This window comes from Streptomyces sp. NPDC059696 (assembly GCF_042733745.1).
In the GTDB taxonomy this organism is placed as follows: Bacteria; Actinomycetota; Actinomycetes; order Streptomycetales; family Streptomycetaceae; genus Streptomyces.
Genome location: NZ_JBHWFG010000039.1, coordinates 56049 through 66726, shown reverse-complemented (window position 1 = coordinate 66726; position 10678 = coordinate 56049). Strand labels below are relative to the sequence as shown.

General features: G+C 75.1%; 9 protein-coding genes and 1 pseudogene. 6 read left to right on the top strand and 4 right to left on the bottom strand.

The features are described from left to right. Positions 1-316 precede the first annotated feature (316 nt). Positions 317-736 carry a helix-turn-helix domain-containing protein gene (locus ACFV20_RS31605; protein ID WP_385662941.1) on the top strand — a complete coding sequence of 140 codons (420 nt, stop codon included), beginning with the start codon at positions 317-319 and terminating at the stop codon, positions 734-736. A gap of 36 nt (positions 737-772) precedes the next feature. On the opposite strand, the gene ACFV20_RS31600 is transcribed toward ACFV20_RS31605, so the two are convergent. Continuing rightward, positions 773-1312 (bottom strand): peptidoglycan-binding protein, encoded by a 540-nt coding sequence (locus tag ACFV20_RS31600; RefSeq protein ID WP_385662939.1) that lies wholly within the window; start codon positions 1310-1312, stop codon positions 773-775. Between the two features lie 339 nt (positions 1313-1651). Between ACFV20_RS31600 and ACFV20_RS31595 the strand changes: the two genes are divergently transcribed. Continuing rightward, positions 1652-2050 (top strand): VOC family protein, encoded by a 399-nt coding sequence (locus ACFV20_RS31595; RefSeq protein WP_385662937.1) that lies wholly within the window; start codon positions 1652-1654, stop codon positions 2048-2050. On the opposite strand, the gene ACFV20_RS31590 is transcribed toward ACFV20_RS31595, so the two are convergent. Then, positions 2036-2719: a helix-turn-helix domain-containing protein gene (locus ACFV20_RS31590; protein WP_385662934.1), complete on the bottom strand. Its 684-nt coding sequence runs from the start codon at positions 2717-2719 to the stop codon at positions 2036-2038. The genes ACFV20_RS31595 and ACFV20_RS31590 overlap by 15 nt on opposite strands. A gap of 66 nt (positions 2720-2785) precedes the next feature. Beyond that, positions 2786-3721, bottom strand: coding sequence for an AraC family transcriptional regulator (locus ACFV20_RS31585; protein ID WP_385662932.1), 936 nt, complete (start codon positions 3719-3721; stop codon positions 2786-2788). 81 nt (positions 3722-3802) lie between these two features. Between ACFV20_RS31585 and ACFV20_RS31580 the strand changes: the two genes are divergently transcribed. After that, positions 3803-4660: an NmrA family transcriptional regulator gene (locus ACFV20_RS31580; protein ID WP_385662929.1), complete on the top strand. Its 858-nt coding sequence runs from the start codon at positions 3803-3805 to the stop codon at positions 4658-4660. A 13-nt stretch (positions 4661-4673) separates the two neighbouring features. On the opposite strand, the gene ACFV20_RS31575 is transcribed toward ACFV20_RS31580, so the two are convergent. Next, on the bottom strand, positions 4674-5837 hold the full coding sequence (locus tag ACFV20_RS31575; protein ID WP_385662926.1) for a YihY/virulence factor BrkB family protein: 1164 nt from the start codon (positions 5835-5837) through the stop codon (positions 4674-4676). Between the two features lie 110 nt (positions 5838-5947). Here ACFV20_RS31575 and ACFV20_RS31570 point away from each other — a divergent pair, with 110 nt between their 5' ends. The 3 genes and pseudogenes from ACFV20_RS31570 to ACFV20_RS31560 form a co-directional block, all read left to right on the top strand. Then, the gene (locus tag ACFV20_RS31570) at positions 5948-7582 is read left to right on the top strand and encodes an acyl-CoA dehydrogenase family protein (protein WP_385662923.1); all 1635 of its coding nucleotides are present in this window, start codon (positions 5948-5950) and stop codon (positions 7580-7582) included. Between the two features lie 393 nt (positions 7583-7975). Further along, complete coding sequence (locus ACFV20_RS31565) at positions 7976-9253, top strand: GAF domain-containing protein (protein WP_385662920.1); 1278 nt, start codon at positions 7976-7978, stop codon at positions 9251-9253. A 391-nt stretch (positions 9254-9644) separates the two neighbouring features. Beyond that, positions 9645-10541, top strand: a pseudogene (locus tag ACFV20_RS31560) (hypothetical protein); the annotation flags it as partial. Positions 10542-10678 lie beyond the last annotated feature (137 nt).

The window sequence follows — 10678 nt, the reverse complement described above, 5'->3', positions numbered from 1 at the left end:
CGCCCGCCCCGCCGGCCGGGGGGGGGCGGGGGGCACGGGCCGGGATCGAGGGGGCGGATCTCGCCGTCGACGGGATCGGCGGGAAGGGCCGGCTGCTGCCGGACGCGGTGCCGTTGGCCGCCGCCGCCGAGCGATCGCGGGGGTGGGGCGCGCTTCACCGGTCCCTGGTCGTGCGGGAGTTCGCCGCACACCCCTTGTGCGCGTCGGGCGCCCGCCATCGGGGGGAACTGGCCGGGACGGTCGGGCGTCGAACGATGCGGTGGGGAGGGGCCGGTGTCCGGGGGCGGGACGCTCGGCGAGCAGTGGGGGGACGACCATGACGCGCTGGCGGCCGCTTCCGGACGCACTGCCGAGGGAGGCACGAGACCTGGTCGAGCAGCTGCGGGCCCTGAAGGACCGCACCGGCTGGAGCCTCGCGGAGCTCGCCCGGCGGACCGCGTACAGCAAGTCGTCGTGGCAGCGGTACCTCAGCGGAGCCAAGCAACCGCCCCGCGGCGCGGTCCAGGCGCTGTGCCGGACGGTGGGGGCGGAGCAGGGACGGCTGCTGGCGCTGTGGGACCTGGCCGACCGGACGTGGCCGCACGGGGCGCCGGCCGGGCCGGCGGAGCCGGCGGCGGACGCACCGCCGGCCGGTGCCGACTACCGGCGCTGGCGGGCGGCGGCTCTGGTGTCGTTCGCCGTCATCGCCGTGCTGCTGGCCGGCCTGTTGTGGGCGCTGCCGGTGGGGAGCGGGTGACCCGCACGGCCGGCCGCCGTCCGGCGGTGGTCCCGCTCAGCCGAGCGTGCGGTAGTGGGCGTACTTCCACGCCCCGACGTTCCGCAGCTTCACCTGGTACTTGCCGCCCACGCGCTTGAAGTTGACGTTCCGCACGAGGCCCTTGTACTGCACGATGTTGCCGGGCTGGCTCTGCAGCCGGGTCTGGGCGAAGTCCCAGCTCTCGCCGTTGACGACGCCGTCGGTGTCGGGCAGGTTGTGCCGGCTCTGCCACCACTGCGTGGCCGACTCGGTCTCCGGTCCGAAGGAGCCGTCGATCTGGCTCTTGCGGAAGGGCTGCCACTCGCCCTCGTCGTCCTCCCACTGGGCGCCGTCCGCCCACAGCACGGCCTCCCACAGGGCGATGGCGTTGCCCCGGGCGTAGGCCTCGACGCCGAGGTTCTCCTCGTCCTCCCAGTCGTTGGCGACGGCGCCCTTGCCGTCGATGCCGAAGTAGGCGGGCGCGGCGTTCGCCGCCGGCGCCAGGGCGATGCCGGTCCCCCCGGCGCCCAGCAGCACGGCCGTCGTCCACGCCACGGCCCGATTGCGCTTGCTCATGCGGTTGTCCTTTCCGAACCGCCGTCCCCCGGCGGGTTTCCCCTGGGGCGGCTCGTCTCGTCTGGCACGGCAAAGCCTCGGGCCCGGCGGCACCCGCGGCGAGCCTTTCCGGCGTCCCCGGGCCGCCCTGGGACGGTCCACGCCCGAGGCGCCGGGCGTCCCTGCCCGGGGCCGGGCCGACGGGGGCCCGCCAGGGGTCGGGGGACGACTCCCGTGCCGAGCGCCCGGGGCGAGGCCGGCGGTGAGGTGGCCGGGCGCCCGGTCCCCGGCACCGGATCGGGGCGCCCGGCGTCCGTTTCCTTCAAGACCGGGCCTCGTGGGTCTCCCTACGGTGGCTCCATGACTGCACGATTCGATGCCATCGGCCTGGTCGTCTCCGACATGGCCGCCTCCGTCGCGTTCTACCGCCGGCTCGGCCTCGACTTCCCGGACGGCGCCGAGGACCAGCCGCACACCGAGACCGCCCTGCCCGGCGGGCTGCGGCTGCTGTTCGACACCGAGGAGACGGTCCGTTCCTTCCTGCCGCGGTGGCGGCCTCCCACGGGCGGGGGCCGCGCCTCGCTGGCCCTGCGCTGCGACGGACCGGAGGAGGTGGACGCGTGGTACGACCGGCTGGTCGACGCCGGGTACCACGGCGAGCTCAAGCCGTGGGACGCCTTCTGGGGGCAGCGGTACGCCGTCGTCCACGACCCGGACGGCAACGGGGTGGACCTGTTCGCCCCGCTAGCCGGCGAGTAGCCGCCCCAGCGGCAGTCCCGACAACTCCCTCACGTCCCGGGCCAGATGGGCCTGGTCGGCGTAACCGGCCCGGGCGGCCGTCTCCGCGAACGGCACACCGGCCCGGGCGAGCGCGAGGGCCCGCTGCAGCCGCAGGATGCGGGCCAAAGTCTTGGGGCCGTAGCCGAACGCGGACAGCGAGCGGCGGTGCAGCCGGCGTGTGCCGAGGCCCAGTTCGTCGGCGATCGTGGCCACCGGGCGGCCCGCGTCGAGGGCGGTGACGAGCTGCCTGAGCAGCGGGTCCGGGGCTTCGGTGCCGGCCGCCCGCCGCAGCGCCAGCTCCTCCAGACCGCTCGCCGGGTCGGCGGCGGCGTTCACGGCGCCGGCCAGACGCCGTACCCGGGCGGCCGGCCACAGGTCGGTGAGTTCGACGCGCCGGTCACGCAGCTCGTGCGCCGGTACGCCGAGGAGGGCCGGGGCCGTGCCCGGGGGGAAGCGGACTCCGGCCCAGGGGCCCGTCCCGCCGTCCGGCAGGTGGGCGCGGGTGTCGGGCCCGGCGACCATCAGCCGCCCGTCGTGCCAGAGCAGATCCATGCAGCCGTCGGGCAGCACCCGGACCACCCCGTCCCCGGACGGGGTGTTGGTCCACGCCACCGCCCCGGGCAGCCGTGACGCCCGCTCCACGTACACGTGGCCAGGCTACGCCGCGGCGGTGGACCGGGCGCGGGGCCGAGCCGGAGGCCGGGCCCGGTGCCGCTACGCCGCTCTCCCCCGGTACTCCACCGGACTCACCCCGTAGACCCGCTTGAACGCCGTCGACAGGGCGAAGGCGCTGCCGTAGCCCACCTTGCGGGCCACCGCGTCGAGGGTGTCGGCGGAGTCGCGCAGGCGGTCCGCGGCGAGGGCGAGGCGCCAGCCGGTGAGGTAGGACATCGGGGGTTCGCCCACCAGGGCGGTGAAGCGGCGGGCGAGGGCGGCACGGGACACCCCGGCCTTCGCGGCGAGCGCGGCGACGGTCCAGGGGTGGGCCGGGTCGTCCTGGAGGAGCCGCAGGACACCGCCGACGACCGGGTCGGCCAGGGCCCGGTACCAGGCCGGCGCCTCGGCCTCGGGGCGGGCGAACCAGGCCCTCAGCGCGGCGATGACCAGCAGATCGAGCAGCCGGTCCAGGACGACCTCCTGCCCGGGCCTGTCCCGGACGATCTCCTCGGCGGCGTACGGCGTGAGCGGGCAGTCCCACACGTCGGAGGTGAGGCTGAGCAGCGGCGGCAGGGCGTCCAGCAGCCGCCCGCCGACCTCGCCCCGCAGGGGGTAGGTGCCGATCAGCATCACCGTCTCCCCGTCGAGGCGGTCGCCCCAGGTGCGGACGCCCAGGTCCATGGAGCCGTTGAGGGGCCGCCCGTCGGGGTAGCGGCACTCCTGGTGCGGCAGGATCACCGCCTGCGGGGCCGTGCCGGGGGCGTCGGCGCAGGTGTAGGGGTCCGGGCCGCGGGCGACGGCGAGATCCCCGGCCCGCAGCCGCGTGGGCGTGCCCGTGTCGGGCACGATCCAGGCCTCGCCGCGGACGACCAGCATCACCGTGAGCGGGGCCCGGTCCTCCACACGCACCGCGAAGGGCGGGTCGAAGCAGGCCCTGATCATGAACGCGCCCCGCGCGCGGGGGCCTTCCAGCAGACCTGCGAGAGCGTCCATGCGGCCAGCGTAGACGCGGTCGTATGGGAATGAGCCGTTCAGCGATGGTTCCGTGCGACGCACGGCAGTTGACTCGGGAGCATGACGAACGCAGCGGAGCACACGGCACGCAACTCACAGGGCATGACGGTGGTGGTGACGGGCGCCTCGGGGCGTACCGGGAGCCGGGTCGCGCGGGCCGCCGAAGCGGCGGGACTGACCGTGCGGGCGGCGTCACGGGCGACGGGGTTCGACTGGTGGGACCGCTCGACCTGGGCGGACACCCTGCGCGGCGCGGACGCGGCCTATCTCGCACTCCCCTCGGACGTCGGCGCGCCGGGTGCCGCGGAGGCGGTCGGCGCGCTCGGGCGCGAGGCGGCCGGGCTCGGGGTGCGGCGGCTGGTGCTGCTGTCGGCGCGGGGCGAGGACCAGGCCCTGCCCACCGAGGAGGCGCTGCACGACTCGGGGGCGGGCCGGACGGTCGTCCGGGCCGCGTGGTTCGCGCAGAACTTCAGCGAGGGGCCGCTGGTGGCGGAGCTGCGGGAGCGCGGGGAGCTGGTGTTCCCGGCCGGCGAGGTGCCCGAGCCCTTCCTCGACGTGCGGGACATCGCCGACGTGGTGGTGACCGCGCTGACGTCCGGTGACCGGTACGCGGGGCGGACCCTCACGCTCTCCGGGGCGCGGCTGCTGACGTTCGGGGAGGCCGTCGCGGAGATCGCCGGGGCGACGGGGCGCCCGCTGACGTACCGGTCCGTCTCGACGCGTGCCTACGGAGAGGCGCTGGCGGGTTTCGGTGTGCCGCCGGACGAGGTGGCGGGACTGACGGAGGTCTTCGACACCCTCCTCGACGGCCGCAACGCACACGTCTCGGACGGGGTGCGGGAGGTGCTGGGCCGGGCGCCCAGGGACTTCGGCGACTTCGTGCGCGAGGAGGCCGCGGCCGGGACCTGGACGGTGTGAGCGCGGGGTGGGGTCACTTCTCCTCGGGCGGCTGTCCCTCGCCGTTGACCTGCGTGCTCTTCACGTGACTGTGCTTGACGTGGGTGCTCTTCACATGGGTGCGCAGGCGGGCGGAGACGTCCTCGGGGGGCAGGAAGCGGGACCAGCGTTCGGGGAACTCGGAGGGCATGTCGGGGTCGGACTCGCCGGCGGCGGTGCGGGCGACGTACTCGGCCACCTGGGCCTGCCGCAGCCGCTCGTTGGCCTCGCGGGCCGCGGCCGTCGCGGCGGCCGGCCAGACCCGGTCGATGGCGGCGTTGACCGCGGCACCGACGAGCACCGCGAACGCGGACACACCGATCCACAGCAGCACGGCGACGGGCGCGGCGAGGGAACCGTAGATCGTGGGGCCCTCGACGGTGCTGGTCAGGTAGATCCGCAGCAGGAAGCTGCCGAGCACCCACATGCCGAGGGCGACCAGCGCGCCGGGGACGTCCTCGATCCACGGGGAGCGGACGGGGACGGACACGTGGTAGAGCGTCGTGAGGAAGGCGATCGACAGGAGGATCACCGTGGGCCAGTAGAGGACCTGCACGACCGTCGTCGACCACGGCACGATCCGCACCACCGCGTCCGGCCCGGCCACCATCAGCGGCAGCGCGACCGAGCCGATCAGCAGGGCCACGATGAACAGCAGGAACGCCATCAGGCGGGTCTTGACGATGCCCCGCACGCCGTCGAGGCCGTACATCACGGTGATGGTGTCGATGAAGACGTTCACCGCGCGGGAGCCCGACCACAGGGCGAACAGGAAGCCGATGGAGATGACGTCGGGCCGGCCGCCCTTCATCACGTCGTGCAGGATCGGCTGGGCGATCTCCCGGACGCCCTGGTCGGACAGGACCGTGCGGGAGGCCTCCAGGAGGTTGGTCTGGAGGCTCTGGATGGTGTCGGCGCCGGTCCAGGCGTCGACGTAGCCGAGCAGTCCGATCATGCTGAGCAGCAGCGGCGGCACCGACAGCAGAGTGAAGAACGCGGCCTCGGCCGCCAGCCCGAGGATGCGGTACTCGACGCAGGAGTTGACGGTGTCCTTGACCAGCAGCCAGGCGGTCCTGCGCTTGGAGACGTTCCGGTAGAGGGCCCGCGCCCGGTGGAGGCGCCCGGACGGCGTGTCGGAGGTTTCACTTGCTGGCTGCACCCCCTAACGGTATCCGCCGGGGCCGGGCCCACTCACCCACAGGCCGGGTCTTCGCCGGCCGGTCCGGTTTCACCGGGTGCCAAGGTGCTACCCCGGGGTACGTTCGCACCATGGCAGGCAGCACCCACACCGTGACGAACCAGGTCCCGCCGCTGGTCGGGTACGACGTCTTCTCCGCCGACCGGGCCCTGGCCGCCGCGGTCGACCGGCATCTCGATCCGGAGCTGCGCGACGACGTCCTCGGCGAGCTGGGGGCACTCGGCCGGGCCTCCGGCTCGGCCCAGGTGCAGGAGTGGGGGCGGCAGGCCAACGAGAACCCGCCGCGGCTGCTCACGCACGACCGGTACGGCAACCGCGTCGACGAGGTCGAGTTCCACCCCGCCTGGCACCGGCTGCTCGGCAAGGGCGTCGCGGCCGGTCTGACGGCGGCCTGGGACCGCCCGGCCGGGCACCTGCGGCGGGCCGCCGCCTTCCTGGTGTGGACGCAGGTCGAGGCCGGCAACGGCTGCCCGCTGTCGATGACGCACGCGGCGGTGCCCGCCCTGCGCACCGACCCGGACCTGGCCGCCGAGTGGGAGCCGCGGCTGACGTCCATGGTCTACGACCGTGAGCTGCGGCCCGCGCACCTCAAGGCGGGGGCGCTGTTCGGGATGGGCATGACGGAGAAGCAGGGCGGCAGCGACGTCCGGGCGAACACCACGGCGGCGCGGCCCCTCGCCGAGGACGGGACGTACGAGCTGACCGGGCACAAGTGGTTCTGCTCGGCGCCCATGTCCGACGGTTTCCTGGTGCTGGCGCAGGCCCCGGGCGGGCTGACCTGCTTCCTGGTGCCGAGGGTGCTGCGGGACGGCACGCGCAACGTGTTCCGGATCCAGCGTCTGAAGGACAAGCTGGGCAACCGGTCGAACGCCTCCGCCGAGGTCGAGTTCGACGGCACATGGGGGCGCCGGGTCGGCGAGGAGGGGCGCGGGGTGCGCACCATCATCGAGATGGTGGCGGCGACCCGGCTCGACTGCGTGCTCGGCTCGGCGGGGCTGATGCGGCAGGCCGTGGCGCAGGCGGTGCACCACTGCACGTACCGGGAGGCGTTCGGCGGGAAGCTCGCCGACAAGCCGCTGATGCGCAACGTGCTGGCCGATCTGGCGCTGGAGTCGGAGGCGGCGACGACGCTGGCACTGCGGCTGGCGGCGGCCTGGGACGACGGCGGTGAGCAGGAGCGGGCACTGCTGCGGATCGCGGTGCCGACCGCCAAGTACTGGGTGACCAAGCGGTGCCCGCCCGTCGCCGTGGAGGCGGCGGAGTGCCTGGGCGGCAACGGGTACGTCGAGGAGTCCCAGATGCCGCGGCTGGTGCGGGAGTCGCCGCTGAACTCGATCTGGGAGGGCGCGGGCAACGTCCAGGCGCTGGACGTCCTGCGGGCGTTGCAGCGGGAGCCGGGGGCGCTGGACGCCTATCTGCGGGAGGTCGGGCAGGCGCGCGGCGCCGATCACCGACTGGACGGGGCCATCAAGAGCCTGCTGACCGAACTCGCCGACCTGGAGGGCGTGGAGGGGCGGGCGCGACGGCTGGCGGAGCGGCTCGCGCTGGTGCTCCAGGGGTCGCTGCTGGTGCGTTTCGCGCCGCCGCAGGTCGCCGACGCGTTCTGCGCGGGGCGGCTGGGCGGCGACGCGGGCGCGGCGTTCGGGACGCTGCCGCACACGCTGGATCTGGCCTCCGTGGTGGAGCGGGCCCGGCCGGTGTCCTGAGCCGACCGGCCGGTCCGTGTGCGCGGGTACGGTGCGAGCGGGCTCGGTGTGTGCGGCTCGGTGTGAGCGGGTTCGGTGCGCGCGGGCTCGGTGTGAGCGGGCTCGGTGTGAGCGGGCTCGCTGTGAGCGGATTCGGTGCGGGCGGGCTCGCTGTGTGCGGGAGCGGAGGTGGTGCTGCGCCGACACGGCACCACCCCCGCCGTACTGGCCCGTTCGAGCCGCTGAACGCCGCTCGGGACGGCGCGGATCAAGTTTCGGACACGGCCGGTCCGTCCACCAGGGTTGCAGGGGGTTGCAAGTTGCTGCCGACTGTGCGCGGACTGTGCGCACCCTCCCGGGGCAGGCGGCACTATGAGACGGACAGTCAAAAGCGACTCCGGGGGGCGCACGCGCATGGATGTCACGCACTTGGCCGCCGTCGACAGCACCCGGGCGGCCCGGGTCCTCAGCGAGGTCCGCGCCGCACGGCTGGCCGGGCAGCCCGCCCCGGTGTCACCGCGCCCGGTGATCGAGCGGTCCTGGGAGCGGATGCTGCGCGGCGGCATCGATCCGGACCACGACGTACGGGTGGACCCGCTGTCCCGCGAGGAGGTGCAGCGGCGGCGCGAGACGTCGGTATTGCGCCATGTGCTGCCGGTGCTGCGGGAGGGCCTGCTGGCGGCGGCGGACGTCGCCCACCACATCATGGTGGTGGCCGACGAGGAGGGCCGGGTGCTGTGGCGCGAGGGCAGCCCGCCGGTGCTGCGCAAGGCGGACGGGCTCGGCTTCGCACTGGGCGCGGACTGGCGCGAGGACGTCGTCGGCACGAACGGCGTGGGCACCCCGGCCGTGGTGCGCCGGCCGGTGCAGGTCTTCGCCTCGGAGCACTTCGTGCGCTCCCAGGCCGGCTGGACCTGTGCGGGCGCTCCCCTGATCGATCCGCGGGACGGCCGCCTGCTGGGCGTGGTGGATGTGAGCGGGCCGCTGGAGACGATGCATCCGGCCACGCTCGCCTGGGTCGGTTCGGTGGCGAAACTGGCCGAGGCCCGGCTGCGGGAGATGCACGTGGAGTCGCTGGAGCGGCTGCGCGCGGTGGCGGCGCCGGTGCTGGCCCGGCTGGGCGGCCGAGCGCTGGTCGTCGACCCGGACGGCTGGACGGCGGCGGTCAGCGGGATGCCGTACGTACGGCGCGTGGCCCTGCCGAAGTCACTGTCGGCGGGCCCGGCGCGGCTCCCGGCGCTCGGGCCGTGCACGCTGGAGCCGCTGGCCGGGGGCTGGCTGGTGCGGGCGGTCGCCGACGAGCCGGTGCCGCACAGCCCGGCCCGGATCGTGCTGGACCTCAGGCCGGCGCGACGCTGGTCGGTGGAGGTGCGCGGCGGGGCGGGCTCCTGGACCCGGGAACTGAGTCCCCGGCACGCGGAGTTGCTGTACCTCCTCGCCCTGAACCGCTCCGGCCGCAGCGCTTCGGGCCTCGCGGCGGACGTGTTCGGGGATCCGGCCCGGACGGTGACGGTGCGGGCCGAGATGTCGCGGGTGCGGCGGTATCTGGGGGCGTTCCTGGAGCACCGGCCGTACCGGTTCGCCGAGGAGGCCGAGGTCGAGGTGCTTCTCCCGGACGATCCCCGGGACCTGCTGCCGCACTCGACCGCGCCGGCGGTGAGCAGACAGCGCAGCGCCACACCGACGCCCTGAGGGTCACGGCGTGTGCGGAGCAGGCCCCCTGAGGGTCACCGTGCGTGCCGTACAGCCGCCCTGAAGTTCACTGTTTGTACCCGACTGCCGACCCCAGGTTCACCGTTTGTGCCCGACGGCCGCCCCCAGGTTCACCGCCGGTGCGGCACAGGCCGCCCCCAGGTTCAACGCCGGTGCCCCACAGGCGCAGCCGGCTGTGCCACCCTGAGGTTCACCGTGCGTGCCGCACAAGCCGCATCGGCGTCCTCAGGGATGCATCTTTCGCATATTTGCGGGGTCTTCGTCCGCGGCATCCCTCACCTGCCGTAGCATCCCTCTACGGACCGCCCCACCTGCTCCTCCGCCAACGTGCGGATCACCAGGCGCAGTTGGTCCGTCTCGGGAGGACGTTATGAAGCATCGCGGCAGACACCGGCGGCGCAGACGGGGCAGGGCGCTGCGCGCGACCCTGGCCGGGACGGCCCTCGCGCTCACCGCCGCCGCCACACTGATCAGCGCCTCGCAGGCCACCGTCACCGACGCCCCCGGGGCCCTGAAGCCGGTCGCCGCGTCCGACGCGACCGGGCGGCTGCCGCTGGCCGAGCACCGGGTGCCCGAGCGGTGGCTGGACCGGCTCGCGTCGAAGATGGGCCGGCCCGTCGGCGTCGGCGCGGTACTGGAGGGCGCCGACCTCCCGCTGCGGGAAGCGGCCGGCTGCCCGGCCGCCGACAAGCACCGCCTGCCGGTGGAGCCGGCGGCCACGCGCGCGTACTGCTTCGGGGCCTCCGACACCCGCGGCTGGCGGGCCGGCGCGGTCACGACCTCGGGCGACGCGGACGACGACGGCCGCTGGGGCGGCAACCGTGTGATCCTCTCCGGCTGGACTCGGGGCGCGTCGGGCGGCTCCATGGACGGCCCGGCCCCCGAGCAGGGGCTGGCCAAGGTCGCCTTCGTCGACGCGAACGACCCCGGCGCGCTGCGCTACACCTGGGCCCTGCTGGCCGTGCCGGTGGACGGCGGCCGGGACTACCGGGGGCTGGTCTCCCCGCTGTCCGGCATGGTCTGGTACCAGGACAAGCTGCTGGTGACGACCCGCGAGGGCGACCGGGACGCGCTGTACGTGTACGACCTGGACCGCATCCAGCGCGCCACCGTCGAGTCCGACGCGGTCGGCCGGGTCCGGGGCGGCTGGTCCGCGCACGGTCACCGGTTCGTGCTGCCCGCCGTCGGCGCGTACGCCCTGCCCGGCGGGGACGACGGCGCCCGGCCGGCCACGGTCTCCCTGGACCGCAGCACCTCCCCCGACAGTCTGGTCGCGGGCGCGGGGGCGCCCCCCGCCGCCGACCGCCCCCCCCGGTTGTGGCGCGGCGCGCAGAGCCCGGCCCCCCCCCCGGCCGCCCCGCGCGCCCCCCCCACCCCCGCGAGGGCGCCCCCCGGGGAGGCGGA